The 16714-nt window shown below is 49.9% G+C and carries 16 protein-coding genes; 5 read left to right on the top strand and 11 right to left on the bottom strand.

Features of this window, described 5'->3' with window-relative positions:
- The first annotated feature begins 5 nt into the window (after positions 1 to 5).
- Entirely contained in the window at positions 6 to 1208 is a 1203-nt protein-coding gene (locus M4I31_RS12735) for a glycoside hydrolase family 88 protein (RefSeq protein ID WP_085049413.1), read from the top strand.
- An 88-nt stretch (positions 1209 to 1296) separates the two neighbouring features.
- Here M4I31_RS12735 and M4I31_RS12730 read toward each other — a convergent pair whose 3' ends face one another.
- From M4I31_RS12730 to M4I31_RS12700, 7 genes are all read right to left on the bottom strand, one after another.
- Positions 1297 to 3225 carry a bifunctional diguanylate cyclase/phosphodiesterase gene (locus tag M4I31_RS12730; RefSeq protein WP_085049412.1) on the bottom strand — a complete coding sequence of 643 codons (1929 nt, stop codon included), beginning with the start codon at positions 3223 to 3225 and terminating at the stop codon, positions 1297 to 1299.
- A 17-nt stretch (positions 3226 to 3242) separates the two neighbouring features.
- The gene (locus tag M4I31_RS12725) at positions 3243 to 3737 is read right to left on the bottom strand and encodes a molybdopterin-dependent oxidoreductase (protein WP_038640347.1); all 495 of its coding nucleotides are present in this window, start codon (positions 3735 to 3737) and stop codon (positions 3243 to 3245) included.
- Between the two features lie 400 nt (positions 3738 to 4137).
- Positions 4138 to 4779 carry a transcriptional regulator gene (locus M4I31_RS12720; RefSeq protein ID WP_085049411.1) on the bottom strand — a complete coding sequence of 214 codons (642 nt, stop codon included), beginning with the start codon at positions 4777 to 4779 and terminating at the stop codon, positions 4138 to 4140.
- A 124-nt stretch (positions 4780 to 4903) separates the two neighbouring features.
- Positions 4904 to 5872 carry a threo-3-hydroxy-L-aspartate ammonia-lyase gene (locus M4I31_RS12715; protein WP_038640351.1) on the bottom strand — a complete coding sequence of 323 codons (969 nt, stop codon included), beginning with the start codon at positions 5870 to 5872 and terminating at the stop codon, positions 4904 to 4906.
- Between the two features lie 27 nt (positions 5873 to 5899).
- Positions 5900 to 6295 (bottom strand): RidA family protein, encoded by a 396-nt coding sequence (locus M4I31_RS12710; protein ID WP_085049410.1) that lies wholly within the window; start codon positions 6293 to 6295, stop codon positions 5900 to 5902.
- 225 nt (positions 6296 to 6520) lie between these two features.
- Positions 6521 to 6829, bottom strand: coding sequence for a monooxygenase (locus M4I31_RS12705; RefSeq protein WP_038640354.1), 309 nt, complete (start codon positions 6827 to 6829; stop codon positions 6521 to 6523).
- Between the two features lie 39 nt (positions 6830 to 6868).
- Positions 6869 to 7660: a PhzF family phenazine biosynthesis protein gene (locus tag M4I31_RS12700; RefSeq protein WP_085049409.1), complete on the bottom strand. Its 792-nt coding sequence runs from the start codon at positions 7658 to 7660 to the stop codon at positions 6869 to 6871.
- Between the two features lie 134 nt (positions 7661 to 7794).
- Here M4I31_RS12700 and M4I31_RS12695 point away from each other — a divergent pair, with 134 nt between their 5' ends.
- Positions 7795 to 8493: an RluA family pseudouridine synthase gene (locus M4I31_RS12695; RefSeq protein WP_085049408.1), complete on the top strand. Its 699-nt coding sequence runs from the start codon at positions 7795 to 7797 to the stop codon at positions 8491 to 8493.
- A 770-nt stretch (positions 8494 to 9263) separates the two neighbouring features.
- Here M4I31_RS12695 and mdtK read toward each other — a convergent pair.
- Positions 9264 to 10637 (bottom strand): multidrug efflux MATE transporter MdtK, encoded by a 1374-nt coding sequence (gene mdtK, locus M4I31_RS12690; protein ID WP_038640359.1) that lies wholly within the window; start codon positions 10635 to 10637, stop codon positions 9264 to 9266.
- 217 nt (positions 10638 to 10854) lie between these two features.
- Here mdtK and M4I31_RS12685 point away from each other — a divergent pair, with 217 nt between their 5' ends.
- A complete protein-coding gene (locus M4I31_RS12685) occupies positions 10855 to 11496 on the top strand; it encodes a riboflavin synthase (protein ID WP_038640361.1) in 642 nt (213 codons plus the stop codon).
- Positions 11497 to 11543: 47 nt separating this feature from the next.
- Here M4I31_RS12685 and cfa read toward each other — a convergent pair whose 3' ends face one another.
- The gene (cfa, locus tag M4I31_RS12680; protein WP_085049407.1) at positions 11544 to 12692 is read right to left on the bottom strand and encodes a cyclopropane fatty acyl phospholipid synthase; all 1149 of its coding nucleotides are present in this window, start codon (positions 12690 to 12692) and stop codon (positions 11544 to 11546) included.
- A gap of 290 nt (positions 12693 to 12982) precedes the next feature.
- Positions 12983 to 14188, bottom strand: a complete 1206-nt coding sequence (gene punC, locus M4I31_RS12675; protein ID WP_085049406.1) for a purine nucleoside transporter PunC — start codon at positions 14186 to 14188, stop codon at positions 12983 to 12985.
- 113 nt (positions 14189 to 14301) lie between these two features.
- Here punC and punR point away from each other — a divergent pair, with 113 nt between their 5' ends.
- Positions 14302 to 15234 carry a DNA-binding transcriptional activator PunR gene (gene punR, locus M4I31_RS12670; protein WP_038640367.1) on the top strand — a complete coding sequence of 311 codons (933 nt, stop codon included), beginning with the start codon at positions 14302 to 14304 and terminating at the stop codon, positions 15232 to 15234.
- Here punR and purR read toward each other — a convergent pair.
- Positions 15231 to 16256, bottom strand: a complete 1026-nt coding sequence (purR, locus tag M4I31_RS12665; protein ID WP_038640368.1) for an HTH-type transcriptional repressor PurR — start codon at positions 16254 to 16256, stop codon at positions 15231 to 15233. The genes punR and purR overlap by 4 nt on opposite strands.
- 297 nt (positions 16257 to 16553) lie before the next feature.
- Between purR and cydH the strand changes: the two genes are divergently transcribed.
- Entirely contained in the window at positions 16554 to 16643 is a 90-nt protein-coding gene (gene cydH / locus M4I31_RS12660) for a cytochrome bd-I accessory subunit CydH (protein ID WP_003029209.1), read from the top strand.
- Positions 16644 to 16714 lie beyond the last annotated feature (71 nt).

Below are 16714 nucleotides of genomic sequence, written 5' to 3'. Positions count from 1 at the left end.
AATTTATGATTGCTAATAAAACGGCCAATGTCGTTACTGAACCCCTGCGCGTGTCAGACGCAGCCCCAGTTGACCGTCAGGCATTGAAAAAAGAGTTAGATAATGCAATACCGTATATTTCGTCACGAATTGATCGAACGTTATATGCTCTTGGCAATAAATTTCCCAATGAGGCCTGTGAAGGAGGGAAATGGCAACCCGCTGAAAATAACCAATGGACAAACAGTTTCTGGACAGGGCAGCTTTGGCTATTGTGGGAGATGACCGGTGATAGCAAATACCGTCAGGCTGCTGAGCGATTCATTACTTCATTCGCTCATCGTCTGGTTAACCGTATTGAAACAGATACCCATGACCTCGGCTTTCTTTATTCATTGTCGTGTGTAAACGCATGGCAACTGACAGGTAACGCAGCCGCACGCGATATCGCTCTGCATGCGGCTGAAATGATGATGCAACGCTATAACCCAACAGCAGGTATTATCCAGGCATGGGGAGATCTGACAGATCCAGAGCAGCAGGGACGAATGATTATAGACTGTAATATGAACCTTCCACTGCTCTATTGGGCAAGCGAGCAGACGGGGAATCGGGTCTTTGCTGACGCGGCCTTATCCCATGCCATGCAGGCTGCGAAATATATCGTACGGCCCGATGCATCGACGTATCACACCTACTATATGGATGTTGTGACAGGTGAGCCGCGGTTTGGCAATACGCACCAGGGACACAGCGATAGCTCATGCTGGGCACGTGGTCAGGCGTGGGGGATTTATGGATTCATGCTTAGCTATCTGTATACGGGGAAATCTGAGTTCGTCAGCCTGACCCGCAGCCTGAGTCATTACTTTATTAACCGCCTGCCTGAGGACTCAATTTGTCACTGGGATCTGGCTTTGAATAACACAGATGCCGTGCGCGATAGTTCCGCAGCAGCCATCGCTGCCTGTGGTCTGCTGGAGTTGGCGAAAGCATTACCGGCGACAGATGCGGGTAGGATGCAGTATGAAGAAGTGGCTTTGCGGATTGTGCAATCGCTGACTAAGCGCTATCTCTCTACAAATGAATCGGAATGTGAAGGGTTACTGATGCACTCGGTTTATCATATGCCAGCTGGTAAAGGTGTTGATGAATGTTGTTCCTGGGGAGACTATTTTTATCTTGAAGCGTTAACTCGTGTGCGCCAGTGCTGGACGCCTTATTGGTAGAGACAATTATCTCTAAGCGTATGAAATATTTAAAGTGGGGCAACAGTGTTGTTGCCCCACTTTAGCGGCCAGGGATATCCGTTCAGATTTAGCCGTGTCTGATTTTCCCATCAATTCCCGGTTGAGGTTTACCAAACAGATATCCTTGTGCGAAATCACAGCCCAGTGCCTGAAGTTTTTCCAGTTGTTCCTGTGTTTCAACGCCTTCTGCAACAGCCTTCATATTAAGGGATTTCGCCATGCCTGTAATGAGTTTGATAATATTAAGGGCATCGTCCTGGGTAGATAGTGAATGTACAAAGGACTTATCTATTTTTATTTTATCGAAGGCCAGCCGGCTCAACCGGGAAAGAGAAGAATACCCGGTACCAAAATCATCGATGGAGATTTTCACGCCCAGCGCCCTGAGTTTATTCAGCGTATTCATCGGCGTATTACTCTCAGTAAAGATAGAGGATTCAGTGACCTCCAGTTCAAGGCGTTGAGCGGGGAGTCCTGTTTCTTTCAGAATAGTCAGCACTATTCCGGCAAAGGCTTTGCTGCTTAGCTGTACCGGCGAGACATTGACTGAAATTTTGGCCGGAATCGTCCAGGAAGCCGCTTCCGTACAGGCAATTTCCAGCACAAATTTTCCCATCTCGTTAATCATGCCTGTTTTTTCCGCAACAGGAATAAAGCTATCCGGCGACAGGAGGCCCTTTAGAGGGTGAACCCAACGAATAAGGGCTTCATAGCTGTAAATTTCCCGGCTGAAAGAATCCACAATAGGCTGATAATAAACCACGAATTCTTTATTCACTATGGCCATCGCCATATCATGCTCAAGCGTTCTGCTTTCTTGCAGCTTTTCTAACATCCATTGCCGGAAGACTTTTATCTTACCTGAACCTTCATTTTTGGCTTCATACAGGGCCAGATCTGCAAATTTATAAAGATAATCGGAGCGGCGTTCTGTTTCTGATATAACAATCCCAACACAGGTAGTTATGTTTATAATTGTGTTATAAATCATGTAGGGTTGGCTGATAAAATCGCATATCTTTTGGGCGCGCGAAACGGCCTGGCTCTCTGTCAGACCACTTGAGAGAAACGCAAACTCATCTCCACCTAAGCGATACAGCGTATCTGAAGTGTGGCTCATTGAAATCAGACGGTCCGATATCTGGCGTAATAAAATATCACCGGCATCATGACCATAGGTATCATTTACCTCTTTGAATCGGTCTAAATCAAACAGCATCACAGTCACGGAATCGTTGTTTTTTTCTGCCATCTCGATTGTTTGATTTAAATTCCCCCAGAAGAATTGGCGGTTATTCATATCAGTAAGCGAGTCATGGTAGACGTCATATTCCAGTTTTGCATTCTGGATTTGCAACTTTTCTTTAGAACTCTGAAGTTCTTCAGCGAGACTCTTTACCTGAAGATGCGCTCGCAGAATATTTCTGTTCTGAAAGAATATCAGTACACCCAGTATCGCACTCAGTATGATCAGCAGAACAGAGGTTGCCGAGTAAATATAGTACAGCGTTTGAATTTTAAGGTTGGCGTTATTGATCGAGTTAACATCCTTATTTAACGCACCGGATGAAAGGCGGCCAAGTTGCGAATCCAGCGCATGCATTTTTTTCAGGTATGCCTGGAGTTCTGAACGGTTCATTTTCTCGAGGTTAACGTCCAGATAGTTAAGCGTATTTTCAAGTTTTAACGCCAGTTCACTGTGCGCCTGATTGCTCGCTATATAGTGCCCTAAATCACCTTCTTTTATCAAATCACTCTGGCTAAGCATAATGTCGAGGCGCAGGCGTACCTCATCGAGGCCCATCGTTTCATCGATAGTGTAAAGACCAAGCAATGATTCGAATCGGTAATATTGCGATACCATTTGCGCAGCGGACCATGAATCGGTGTAATGCGTTAATTTCTGTAACTCTTGCTGCCTTTCATGCACCAGGAAGGAAATATACCCAGTAGATATAAAAAGAAAAAATATGATGCCAGCCAGTATTCTGTTCATGATGTTCCTCTGAACGCTTACTCAATATCCATTCTACTGACCTGCCATGCTGACCTTGAGTAATAAATCTGATTATTCAGTTCAGATATGCTGTCATAGGGATACACAATGAATAACGGCCCTTTATCACGGATTTGCATATATTTTCCGTTGATTTTTAAAGCAAGAATGACATTGTACTTCTTGAAATCATTGAGAGGGATAACGGTGGTGTAGTCATTGAGCGCAGTAACTTTTACAACCGTACCTTTCGCCCCAACAAAATCCATGAGCTTTTGTAGTGGAATACCCGTAAAAGTCGTGCGTCCATTATACCAGGGAGAAGTGGTTTGAAAACTTACCATGCCCAGTTTCTCGAGGCTGGCGGTATCAAAAGTGGCTTTCCCGTCTTCATTTGTATTTTCTATATTACCGGACACGGTTAAAAGGACTTTGCCCGTAGGTTTGGAAAGTTCACCCGCCCAGAGCTGTGTGGAGACGACCAAGCTTAACAACATGACAAATAACCGCATTCTGACCTCACCTGACTTCCGGATGTAAAAAGATTATAATTTAGATATTATGCTATTTATATATACTGTATGGACATTATTTTACAGTACGCCTTTTTGTTTTTTAACTTAATGAAATCAGTGGGTTAGTGTGGGGCCATTTTATGCATTGATTAAGTAAGGCCGATGCTGTCATTTAAAGTACCGCTAAAATTTACCCCGTCTGTATAAAAATAAGCTATCAATTCAGTCAGCGCAAATAAATACCTACGAATACCAAGGTTTATTTTTTGCAGTCATAAGGTGACGTTTTTTCGTTGGATGATAATTTCTGGCTGTAAAGCAGCCCCGTAAGTGGGCTTGCTGCGTGCCAGCAATGATTGACAGGCAAGTTGAGGCAGTTATGCCTGTCTGAATCAGCTTAATCGCGCATGTGTGCCGACTGGCGCGCATACAGGTAAGCGGTGGCTCGCGACACGCCTAAATGCTGCGCGACGGTATCCATTGATTTTCGTACGTTCAGCAAACCTTCTTTACGGAGTTGTTGAATCAATAACTTACGGTCTTCAGGTTTGAGCGCGCGCGCCGTGGTCGCGCGTTTAGCGGCAAAGTCATCAATACGCTGGCGAATAACTTCATTACTACCGGGATCGATATGTTCTTTTATGGGGGAGTCTTCGGTTTCAGTAAATTGTGCAAGCGCGCTCTGTATACCCCGAAACAACGTCATATCAACATTAAGGCACAGCGCCGCGACGTATTTACCGTCCTCATCCTTGATACCAATGGAAGTGCTTTTTACCGGACGACCATCAGCAAACTGATTGCTGTAGTTGGCGATGATGCTGGGAAAGTCTGGTGATGCTATGCGCGCCAGACCCAGTTCTGTTGCTGGTTGGCCTGGTTTACGTCCGGAAAGATTATTATGGATGGCCAAAATGGCATGTTCAGGTTTTTTGAGGTCGTGAACAACCACTTCACAAAAGGGAGAAAAGGTCTCGCTTAACCCTCTGGCGATAGTATCAAGTTGGCTGAGAAGCGAGTTATTGTCGGTTTTTGGCATGCCAGTCTCCTGCAGTGGTGCCTTTTGCCACGATGATGAGCAGTTTACAGTGAGCAGGGCTCGCTTTTCCAGACGGGAATGTACAGACAGGAATAAGGTATCTGCATGGCAGATACCTTGCTTATCATCCAGCCAGCAATTCACCATAGCGGCTGATGTCCACGTTTCCACCGCTGATAATAATGCCGATTTTCTTACCCTGAAGTTCAGATTTACGTGCTCTGGCGGCGGCAAAACCCAGACAGCCAGTTGGCTCTACGACGATTTTCATTCGTTCTGCGATAAATTTCATCGCGGTGACTAATTCAGTATCTGAGACAGTCAGAATATCGTTCACGTTTTGCTGAATAATCGCAAACGTATACTGCCCAAGGTGTTGAGTCTGAGCGCCATCGGCTATGGTTTTCGGTGTATCAATATGAACAATGTTGCCGCTGCGAAACGACTGCTGACCGTCATTGCCTGCCTCAGGTTCTACGCCATAGACCACACAGTCAGGGGAAAGATGCCTCGCTGCCAGTGCGGAACCGGATAGCAGGCCGCCGCCACCCAGACATACGAAAAGGACGTCTAACGGTCCCACTTCCTCAATCAACTCTTTCGTTGCGGTGCCCTGGCCCGCAATAACGTGCGGATGATCGTAAGGAGGGATCAGCGTCAGCCCTTGTTTCTCAGCCAGGTCCTGACCAATTTTTTCTCTGTCTTCAGTATAGCGATCGTAAATCACTACATTTCCGCCATACCCTTTGGTTGCGGCAACTTTGGCAGCCGGGGCATCATGCGGCATGATAATTGTCGCCGGAATCCCCAATAATTTTGCCGACAAGGCTATGGCTTGCGCATGATTCCCCGAAGAAAAGGTCACGACGCCCGCAGCCCGTTGTTGTGGCGTGAACTGGCGTAGCGCATTCATAGCGCCGCGAAATTTGAACGCGCCCATTCTCTGGAAGTTTTCGCATTTAAAGAAGACTTCAGCGCCAAATTCTTCATTAACCGTGCGGGACGTCATTACCGGCGTTTTGTTGGCATAATTTGCGATGCGCTCTGCCGCAGCGACAATATCGTTATAATCAGGCAGTGTCATATCAGTCATTTTTATTCACCTGTATGCAGTTAAAAATCAGGCCTGCGCGGCCAAAGCCATCGCTTCGATTTCTACGGCAAAACCGTAATGAAGTTCGGCAACGCCAGCGACAGCACGGGCAGGGCGAAAATCACCGATCCACTCACCATAGATCCTGTTAAATGTCGGCCACTGGTTGATATCCGTCACATAGACACGCACTGAAACCAGATGTTGCCGCGAGACTCCAGCACCAGCCAGACAGGCATCGACATTTTGTAAGGCCAGTCTGGTTTGTTCTTCAAAAGACGCATCGGCTTTTTTTTCGCCATCCAGGGTGACTGGCAGTTGCCCGGAAATGAACACAAAACCACCTGCCGTGGTACTGTGCGAGTAATGACCCGCCGGGGGGAAACTTCCTGGTGAAGCATTGAGCGTAATGTCTGGGGACATAAGCGATCTCCTGTGTTTTTGGTAATTCAATTTGTATAAAATAATACTGTTTGTATTATTTATACGCCTTCATGCTCCGGTCGGCTAGTGATAGTTTTCATGGGCGCTGATTTTGTGAACTAAAACAAACGTGACACACGCTATATAGCGGATGTTGGGATATGAGTGAGGGGAAAACTGGGGGAGGAGGTATCGCCCCAGAACGGGGCGTTTAAGTCAATAACGTTAGCCAATATGACCGTGGTTAATCTTACTCAATGGCTCATTGATATCGAAGATTTTGAAAAACACTTCTTCCACACCCAGATGCTTCAGGCGGGCAGTATGTTTTTTGATATAAGCCTGTGCGGAGTCTTGATCCTGAAACAGATAGATGCCACCAGCTTCATGATTGGCTTCGTTCTCGGTCCAGATTTTCCAGATAAAGCCCGGCTCCTGATTGATGGATTCGGCCAGTTCGACAAGTTGCTGCGACATCTCGGCGCCAAACGGACCATGAAAATTAAAGTGAATCTGCACCAGTTTGTTCGACATATAGCCTCCCTGGATTGGGTTGTGTAACGGATAAGAGGGTTAGCGTAGCAGCACCTTACCCGTCAGGTAAGTTGTTGCCTGCCCGCCAATATAAACGCGAGAGTCCGCCAATTGACAGCGTAAATCTCCCCCGCGTTCAGATACCTGACGCGCCAACATTTCTGTTTTATTCAGTTTTGCGGCCCAGTAAGGAATGAGCATGCTATGCGCCGAACCCGTGACGGGATCTTCTGCGACGGCCTCGCCCGGGCAGAAGAAACGGCTGACAAAATCATATTCCCCGTCGCCAGGCGCGGTAATACAAACCATTTTGCCTAGTGGAACCATGGCGTGGATATTCGGACGTACAGCCTCGACCTGGTGCTGATCCTCCAACACCACCATGTAATCGCGCCCCACGCGAACTTCTTTATATTCTGTGATGCCCAACGCTTCCAGCAGTAAGGCGGGCGGTACGACAGGCTCGCTTTGCCAGGCAGGAAAATCAAGCGTCAGCCATTCATCGCTGCGTGTGACCATCAGCGGACCTACAAATCGGGTGGCAAAATGGATCGTCGTGTCCGGGTAATCCAGATGTTCGAAAATCACATGCGCCGCGGCAAGCGTGGCATGCCCACAAAGATTAATTTCTCCCTGCGTGGTAAACCAACGTAGCTCAAAGCCATTATCATTGGCGACAAAGAAAGCGGTTTCCGACTGGTTATGCTGCTGCGCCATTTTTAATAATGTTTCATCGGGCAGCCAGTCCGTGAGGGGACATACAGCGGCGGCATTACCAGCAAACGTCGTGGTGCTAAAGGCGTCTACCATATAAAAATCGATTTGTTGCACTGTGTAACCCTCTCTTTGCACTCGGGATAACCTCCACTCTACCATGTAATGATTGCCATTAGTTACGCGGGTCGATTCGCCAGTGCAGTGAAAATTCGTTATCATCCGTGCCCACATTCCATCCTGGCTGTCTGATGTCTACAATCCTTGATACCTTTATTGCCCCGCCTTGTCATGACGAGATAGAGATTCTCTATCAGGACGAGCATCTGGTGCTTATCAATAAACCCACAGGGCTACTTAGCTTGTCGGGGAAAAATCCGCAGAATCTCGATTCGGTACATCACCGGCTGGTACAGATTTATCCCGGTTGCACGTTGGTCCATCGGCTTGATTTCGGCACCTCCGGGCTGATGGTGGTGGCACGTAATAAGGGTATTAACGCCGCGCTGTGCCAGCAGTTTAGTCAGCGCATGGTGACGAAGGTATACAGCGCGCTGTTATGCGGGCATTTGGAAAACAATGCAGGGATTATCGACGCAGCGATTAGTAAAGATCCGGCGCGGTTTCCGCTGATGACGATTTGCGCCGTTAACGGCAAGCCCGCGCGTTCGCGCTATCAGGTTGTTGAGCGTTTTCTCCAGCGCCAGAAGGACGGGGGATTACTCCCCTTAACGCGGGTACAACTGACGCCTGAAACCGGGCGTACCCATCAACTCCGGATCCACTGTCAGCAGTTGGGACATCCTATTTTGGGGTGCGATTTGTATGGTGGGCGTTTGCTGCCAGGTACTGAACTCACCCCGCGACTGATGCTGCATGCCAGCGCATTGCGTTTCAGGCATCCTGTCAGCGAACAGTGGGTGAATGCCGAAAACGCCAGTCCCTTTTGAAGGCGTAAAAAAGCCGCCTGACGGCGCAATACCGTTCAATTAAGTATGTATGGTGAACATGTGATTCGTGATCAGGATTCCGTTCACCTCAGCCGTATCACTTCTCTAAAGCACAGATACCCGTGAACGTGCAAGGGAGGCTCACTGCCGCCTCCCTTGCATCCCAGGCTCCCGGCGGGAAAATCGTCGCTGCGCGAGTTATTCGTCTTATGCCGTCTGCCTGTCGGGTCGGGGCCGAGCCTGCGTCCATGCAGGCCGTCCCCTCTGTCCGCATCCCTGCGGACAGCCCCGGTCAGCCGTCAACGACTCATCGATTTTCAGCCGGACATGGGTCATCGCTTCAACGCTCTGACTTCCAGTTAAATCTGTTTTGCTGTTTAAACAAAAAACGCAAATGGTCAGGTGTGGGCTGGTCCGGCTGAAAATTGCCGACGTGTTTCCGTAAGGCCGGGAGAGCCAGCATGGATGCTGGCTCAGGGCGCGCTTTGCAGGGACGCTACCTCGCGCCCGGCCCGGTAGCCTGGAGGAATGAGCGGAGGGGACCGCGGAGCGGCAATTTTCCCGCCGGGAGCCGGGATTGTAAAGGGCGTGGCGAAGAACGCCCTTTACTCGTTCACGGGTATCGATGCTTCAGAGAAACGATGAACATGAGGTGAACGGAATCCTTTCTCTGGGATGGCATATTCATTACTTCCGCCAACACAGGTTGATACTTCCTGAAACTTAAGCGTTAACTGAACGGCATTGGCCTGACGGCGGCTATTGTGAGCTTATCGTGCAGCGCGTTGCAAAATGACGGCAGACGGCTGGCGTTGCAGATAACGCATCCGCAGCATCATCAATACGGCCGCAGAGGTCAGACCGATAATAAAGCCCATCCAAAAACCTGCAGGTCCCATCCTGTCGACCACCAGATCGGTAAGCGCCAGAATATAGCCGCTTGGCAGACCCAGCACCCAGTAGGCTGTAAAGGTGATAAAGAAGATAGAGCGCGTGTCTTTATAACCGCGCAGGACACCGCTGCCAATAACCTGGATAGAGTCCGATATTTGATACACCGCGGCCAGCAACATGAGTTGCGCCGCCAGAGCGACAACTTCCGGATTATCGTTGTAGAGCAGGGCAATGTGCTCACGGAAGGTCACGGTGAAAATCGCCGTTATTACCGCCATGCAGACACCAACGCCCAAACCCGTTCTGGCCGCCGTTTGCGCCTCAAGCGTGGAACCTTGACCCAAACGATAACCGACACGAATAGTGACGGCGGCAGCCAGCGACATCGGCAAAACGAACATTAACGAACTAAAGTTCAGCGCGATTTGGTGCCCGGCCACATCGACGATCCCCAGCGGGGAAACCAGTAGCGCAACCACAGCAAACAACGTCACTTCAAAAAATAACGCCAGCGCGATGGGTAAACCCAGCTGTACCAGACGCTTCATCACTGCAGTGTCTGGCTTCTGGAATCCTCGCTCATTACGGATGTCACGCATTGAACGCGCGTGTTTGACGTAAGACAGCATGGCGGCAAACATCACCCAGTAAACCGCCGCCGTGGCCACGCCACAGCCTACGCCGCCAAGTTCCGGCATACCTAAATGACCATAGATGAAAACATAGTTAACCGGGATGTTCACCAGCAGGCCGATAAACCCCATCACCATCGCCGGTTTAGTCTTGGCCAGGCCTTCGCATTGGTTACGGGCTACCTGGAAAAACAAATATCCCGGCGCGCCCCACAGCAATGCACGCAGATAACCGACGGCTTTATCGGCCAGCGCCGGGTCGATGTTATGCATGGAGCGGATGATATAACCCGCATTCCACAGCACGACCATAATCAAAACGGAGACGCTACCAGCCAGCCAGAATCCCTGGCGTATCTGATGGGCGATACGATCGCGGCGGCCGGAGCCATTGAGTTGGGCGATTACCGGCGTCAACGCCAGCAGGAGTCCGTGGCCAAACAGAATAGCCGGCAGCCAGATCGACGTACCAATGGCGACGGCCGCCATATCCGTCGCGCTGTATCCGCCCGCCATGACGGTATCGACGAACCCCATTGCGGTTTGAGCGATTTGCGCAAGAATCACCGGTATTGCCAGAGCTAATAACTGACGCGCTTCACTTACATACTTTTGCACGTGTACACCACTATATTGTTGTTATTTGAGAGACTAAAAAAGCCGCCTTATATGGCAGCAAGGAGAAAAAGCTGGGGAATTTTCAGTCTATTGTAGCGAGGAATACGTAATTCTCCAGTGAAAAAACAGGCAGCGGTGGCGCACTGCTGGCAACCTGAATTTCCACCTGCTATTGTGCTGGGCAGAGATGTCTTAATTGAGTTCAGGAGTGAGAAGTATGTTTACGGGTATTGTGCAGGGCACCGCAAAATTGGTGTCCATTGATGAAAAACCAAATTTTCGTACGCATGTCGTGGAGTTGCCTGAATATATGCTGGATGCGCTGGAGACCGGCGCATCGGTTGCCCACAATGGCTGTTGTCTGACGGTAACCGAAATCAACGGTAATCACATAAGCTTCGATCTGATGAAAGAGACGCTGCGTATCACCAACCTGGGCGACCTTAAGGTCGGGGATATGGTTAACGTTGAGCGTGCGGCAAAATTCAGCGATGAGATTGGCGGGCATTTAATGTCAGGCCATATTATGACCACCGCCGAGGTGTCGAAAATTCTGACTTCTGAAAATAACCGGCAGGTATGGTTTAAAGTTCAGGACCCATCGCTGATGAAATATATCCTGTATAAGGGGTTTATCGGCATTGACGGCATCAGCCTGACGGTCGGCGAAGTCACGCCAACGCGCTTTTGCGTGCATTTGATCCCGGAAACGCTGGAGCGTACGACGCTGGGTAAGAAAAAGCTGGGCGCGCGGGTTAATATCGAAATCGATCCGCAAACGCAAGCGGTTGTTGATACCGTTGAACGTGTGCTGGCTGCGCGTGAAAGCGCCATCAGTAACATAGCGGGCGAGGCCTGAGTCCGGCCTGAAACAAAATGCCCCCGTGAGTACGGGGGCGGCAGCCATTAGCGGGGGACGCGCAGACCGTGTTCGACACCGCGGGAGAAAACCACCTGCCAAAGCTGGATATCGCGAGCACGAAACGCACCGGCGCAGGCGTTCAGGTAATAGCTGAACATCCGTTTAAAACGCTCGGTATAGTTATCGGCGATTTCAGGCCAGGAACGCATGAAGCGTTCGTGCCATGCCATCAGCGTGGTATCGTAATCCGCGCCAAAATTATGCCAGTCTTCCATCACAAAATGCGGCTCGCTGGCGTTGGCAATCTGGCGAACTGACGGTAAACAGCCGTTCGGGAAGATGTATTTATTGATCCACGGATCAACATTATTGTCGGTTTTATTCGAACCGATGCTGTGCAGTAAAAACAGACCGTCCGGCTTTAAATTGCGATCGACAACGTCGAAATAGGTGTTGTAATTTTTCGGGCCGACATGCTCAAACATGCCGACGGAGACAATGCGATCAAATTTGTCGTTCAGGTCGCGGTAATCCTGCAGCAAAATGGTGACGTCCAGTCCCGCGCAACGCGCTTGCGCCATTTTCTGCTGCTCTGCTGAGATGGTCACACCTACCACGCTCACACCGTATTGCGATGCCATGAAATGGGACAAGCCACCCCAGCCGCAACCAATATCGAGCACCCGCATTCCCGGCTTTAACTGCAATTTTTCGGCAATCATTTTTAACTTCGCCTGTTGGGCAGATTCCAGGGTATCAGCATCTTTCCAGTAGGCGCAGGAATACTGCATGTAAGGATCAAGCATGCGGCTAAAGAGGTCGTTGCCCAGATCGTAATGTTCTTTGCCGACAACCCAGGCGCGCTTTTTGGTCTGTAAATTAAACAGTCGTGCCGTGGCGATACGTAAGGTATCTTTGAAGTGGCGGGGGAGTTGATTTTCAAGCCCGGCGCGCAATACCTTGGTGAAAAATATGTCCAGCCGATCGCACTCCCACCAGCCGTCCATATAGCTCTCACCCAAACCTAACGATCCTTCCTGCAGTACGCGTTTGAAAAAATCGGGGTTCTTGACACGAATATCCGCCGCAGCCGAACCATTAATGGTAATGCCTGCACGGCTCAATAATTCATTGGTGATGCGGTACCAGTCATCATCCGGTACGCTGACGTCTTCTATACACGATGAACTCATAGCTTCTCCATCACTGGTCGGTGATCAGAACCTTAAAACAGCGTAGACGCTTTTTTGGGCTTTGTGAGAAATCTCACGGAATTAATCCGCGAATCTTTAATCCGACGTAGAACAGAGGAAGGGAGGAACCCTTACCGAAAAGGCCATCCGTGGAAAAACGGGAACGTTCTTGTCCCCGTTAATACCTAAAAATTATCGTTTTTGTAACAACTGAAAATCAGTATAAGCCTGATTTTTTGACGATTCAATAGAAAATTGTTAGCGGGCTAACTATGTGCCCGCGACAATTATTAGTGAGACTCACCGTGGGCAATTTGCGCCCGGTCATCTGTTTGACGGGTGTTATCGGTCTGCGATTGCATTTTGTAACCGAAGGCTGCCAGCAGCACTGTTGTTAGCATCACGCTGGTGGTGGTGAGCAGCGGGGTGGCGATCAGCCACGACACCACAAGACTTGCCAGGAAGCATAAACCCAGTTGCAGCGTATTTTGCAATGCGGCTGCGCGTCCTGTGGCCTGTGGGAAAGGACGTAACGCCTGAGCGACAACGATAGGATAGATTGCGCCGTTGGCAATCGCCATTACGCAGAATGGGATCAGAATTTCAGCCAGCGCAACATGATGAATAAAGCCGGTAGCCCAGGTGGCAACAACGCTGATGGCATAAAGAATCAGTAACCATGGCAGCATCTGACGACCTTGCCATTTTTGCAGCGCCGCACGGCAACCGTAACCACCAATTAAGAAGGCGATAGTTTGCGGAACATAGCTCAGGCCAATCACTGCCGGGCTGTAGCCCATTTCGCTAAGGATAAACGGTGAACCCGTCAGCCATGCGAAAAAGCTTGCGGAGCAGGCGGCATAAATTAGTACGTTTCCACGATAAGCTTTCGAGCGCAACAGTGTGGCGAAAGTCAGTTTATCCTGGCTGTCGTCGCGTGCTTTAACCGTCGGTTTTAAACGCAGGGCCGGAAGCATCAGAATCAGGGTAATAGCAAACAGGGTGGCGAAAATGGTCTGCCAGGAGAAATGGACCAGAATCCAGCTGCCCAATAACGGCGCGAGAGCCGGTGATAACCCGACCAGCGGCATAATGGTGGCAAAGATGCGGTTTACTTTTTGTGAAGGGTAATAGTCTGTAACCAGCGCCTGCCAGATAACCGACGCGGCACAGACGCCAACGGCCTGAATAAAGCGTAGCGCCAGCAAACCAGTGGCGTTTTCAACCCACAGCATACCCAGACTACCCAGCGCAAAAATAGATAAACCCAACAGTAAAATCGGTTTACGGCCATAGCGGTCCGAGAGCGGTCCCCACAGTAGTTGTGCGACGGCGAAACCCGCTAAAAATAAACTTAGGCTGGCGCTGACGGCAGATGCAGGTGTTTGCAGATCGGACTGAATCGCGGCAAAGGCAGGCAGATACATATCCGTCGCCAGAAAGCCGAGCACGCTAAGGCCCGCCAACCAGACTAAAAAACCTTTCCCAGGTTGCATCATCATTTCTCTTTTTTTAGCAATAGAACAATGCCGCTGAGTGTAGTGAGTGTAATTCACGCTGTGAAACGCTAATATTTGCTTACTGATTTCAAATTTTTTGTAGGCAGAATATGTGGTCGGAATATTCACTTGAAGTGGTTGATGCGGTTGCGCGCAACGGCAGTTTCAGTTCAGCCGCGCAGGAGTTACACCGCGTACCTTCGGCGGTAAGCTACACCGTGCGCCAACTGGAGGAGTGGCTGGCTGTACCACTTTTTGAGCGACGCCATCGCGATGTGGAATTAACGCCTGCCGGCGCGTGGTTTTTAAAAGAAGGGCGCTCTGTTATCAAAAAAATGCAGATCACTCGTCAGCAATGTCAACAAATCGCCAACGGCTGGCGAGGACAACTGGCAATCGCAGTAGATAACATTGTCCGTCCCGAACGTACCCGACAGATGATTGTGGATTTCTATCGCCACTTTGATGATGTGGAACTGCTGGTTTTTCAGGAAGTCTTTAATGGTGTCTGGGATGCGCTTTCCGATGGGCGTGTGGAGCTGGCTATTGGCGCCACACAGGCCATTCCGGTAGGGGGGCGCTATACCTTCCGCGACATGGGCATGCTGAGCTGGAGCTGCGTGGTGGCCAGCCATCATCCGCTGGCGTCAATGTCGGGGCCGCTAAGCGATGATACGTTGCGCAACTGGCCGTCACTGGTGCGCGAAGATACCTCGCGTACATTGCCGAAGCGTATAACCTGGTTACTGGACAACCAAAAGCGCGTTGTGGTGCCTGACTGGGAATCTTCCGCAACCTGTTTATCTGCGGGATTGTGTGTAGGCATGGTACCAACACATTTTGCCAAGCCGTGGATTGATAGCGGTAAATGGGTGTCGCTGCAGTTGGAGAATCCCTTTCCTGATGCCGCGTGTTGTCTGACATGGCAACAGAACGATACCTCGCCAGCACTGAGCTGGTTGCTGGACTATTTAGGCGATAGCGAAACGCTGAATAAAGAATGGTTGCGGGAGCCGGATGAGGCCCCCGCACAACAGGCTTAACGACGATAATCGCGGAATGGACCGTCAGCAACGGAGCGGCGCTCTACCAGACGCGGATGAACCTCGATAGACTGCGACTCTTCGCGTTTATTCACGATGCGGTCTAACAGCATATTAAAGGCCGTTTCACCCAGTGAATCCTTAGGCTGGTGAATGGTGGTCAGCGCTGGCGTGAAGAAGCGGGCGTTGCGCACGTTATCATAACCGATGAGCGAGACATCCTGCGGTACGCGCAGTCCCATCTCATCAGCGGCGCACAGCGCGCCCATCGCCATGATATCGCCACCGCAGAAGACGGCGGTCGGACGATGCGACTGTGAAAGAATTTGCTGCATGGCGCGATAACCGGATTCAGGTTCAAAATCGCCCTGTACAATCCAGTTTTCGGGAACCTTAATCAGCGCTTCTTCCATCGCTTTCATAAAGCCAGCCAGACGACCGGCCCCGGTATTCCGCTCCATAGGGCCCGGGATCGCGCCAATCTCGCGATGGCCGCGTTCTATCAGATACCGACCCGCCATGTAACCGCCCTCGAAAGCGTTATCAATGACCGTATCGGTAAAATCAGCTTTAGCTTCGCCCCAGTCCATGACAACCATCGGAATATGGCGATACTCTTCGAGCATCGAAAGCAGCGATTCCGGATACTCAGAACACATCACTAACAGACCATCAACGCGCTTTTGCGCCATCATCGACAGATAGGCCTGCTGCTTTTCAAGACTGTTCCATGCGTTGCCCAGAATCAGGGTATAGCCTTTCTGGAAACAGTTTTTCTCAACGGCTTCGATAATTTCGGCGAAATAGGCCGCTTCGCTGCTGGTCGCCAGCAAGCCGATAGACTTGGTGTGATTCACCTTCAGGCTGCGCGCAACTGCGCTTGGAGAATAGTGCAGCTCTTTGATCGCAGCCCAAACCGCATTACGCGTTTCTTCCGCGACAAAGCGCGTCTTGTTAATTACGTGTGATACGGTTGTAGTGGAAACGTTTGCTCGCTTCGCTACATCTTTAATTGTTGCCATTACATCTCACTCCAGACCATATCCTAAGCTCCTGAGAATACTCCAGGTAAACGTTTGCCTTCACACACCCTTAACGCAACGTAGGGGTTGCGGCACGCCGGGAAAACGACACGGAACGTCAGGAAGGGGTCAATGGCCGGTACGCTAATCAAGTAAGCGTGGAATTTTGTCTGATCTTAACGAAAAGGGGAAGAGTTAAAAGCAGTTATCAATATAAATCGTGAGAGATTTTTGCTTTCAAGTGTGTAAAAATGCGCAATATCACTTTTTGTGTGGGAATAAAAAGGAGAAAACTTGATGAGCACCGATCTGAAATTTTCGTTAGTGACTACCATTATTGTTCTGGGTTTGATCGTCGCGGGTGGCCTGACCGCAGCACTGCATTGATTTCCCCGAGGGAGTTAGCTCTCCCTCATCCTTTCCGCATCTATTCCCCCTCTATTGTTTGCGAATAAGCA

Origin of the sequence: Citrobacter sp. XT1-2-2, from assembly GCF_023516235.1 — a bacterium.
GTDB lineage: Bacteria > Pseudomonadota > Gammaproteobacteria > Enterobacterales > Enterobacteriaceae > Citrobacter > Citrobacter werkmanii.
This window is presented reverse-complemented; position numbering and strand designations above follow the sequence as displayed.

Excerpts from the sequence above, each read along its gene's own strand:
- M4I31_RS12735 (WP_085049413.1), top strand. The coding sequence starts at position 6 with ATGATTGCTAATAAAACGGCCAATGTCGTTACTGAACCCCTGCGCGTG.
- M4I31_RS12730 (WP_085049412.1), bottom strand. The coding sequence starts at position 3,225 with ATGAACAGAATACTGGCTGGCATCATATTTTTTCTTTTTATATCTACT.
- M4I31_RS12725 (WP_038640347.1), bottom strand. The coding sequence starts at position 3,737 with ATGCGGTTATTTGTCATGTTGTTAAGCTTGGTCGTCTCCACACAGCTC.
- M4I31_RS12720 (WP_085049411.1), bottom strand. The coding sequence starts at position 4,779 with ATGCCAAAAACCGACAATAACTCGCTTCTCAGCCAACTTGATACTATC.
- M4I31_RS12715 (WP_038640351.1), bottom strand. The coding sequence starts at position 5,872 with ATGACTGATATGACACTGCCTGATTATAACGATATTGTCGCTGCGGCA.
- M4I31_RS12710 (WP_085049410.1), bottom strand. The coding sequence starts at position 6,295 with ATGTCCCCAGACATTACGCTCAATGCTTCACCAGGAAGTTTCCCCCCG.
- M4I31_RS12705 (WP_038640354.1), bottom strand. The coding sequence starts at position 6,829 with ATGTCGAACAAACTGGTGCAGATTCACTTTAATTTTCATGGTCCGTTT.
- M4I31_RS12695 (WP_085049408.1), top strand. The coding sequence starts at position 7,795 with ATGTCTACAATCCTTGATACCTTTATTGCCCCGCCTTGTCATGACGAG.
- M4I31_RS12685 (WP_038640361.1), top strand. The coding sequence starts at position 10,855 with ATGTTTACGGGTATTGTGCAGGGCACCGCAAAATTGGTGTCCATTGAT.
- cfa (WP_085049407.1), bottom strand. The coding sequence starts at position 12,692 with ATGAGTTCATCGTGTATAGAAGACGTCAGCGTACCGGATGATGACTGG.
- punC (WP_085049406.1), bottom strand. The coding sequence starts at position 14,188 with ATGCAACCTGGGAAAGGTTTTTTAGTCTGGTTGGCGGGCCTTAGCGTG.
- punR (WP_038640367.1), top strand. The coding sequence starts at position 14,302 with ATGTGGTCGGAATATTCACTTGAAGTGGTTGATGCGGTTGCGCGCAAC.
- purR (WP_038640368.1), bottom strand. The coding sequence starts at position 16,256 with ATGGCAACAATTAAAGATGTAGCGAAGCGAGCAAACGTTTCCACTACA.
- cydH (WP_003029209.1), top strand. The coding sequence starts at position 16,554 with ATGAGCACCGATCTGAAATTTTCGTTAGTGACTACCATTATTGTTCTG.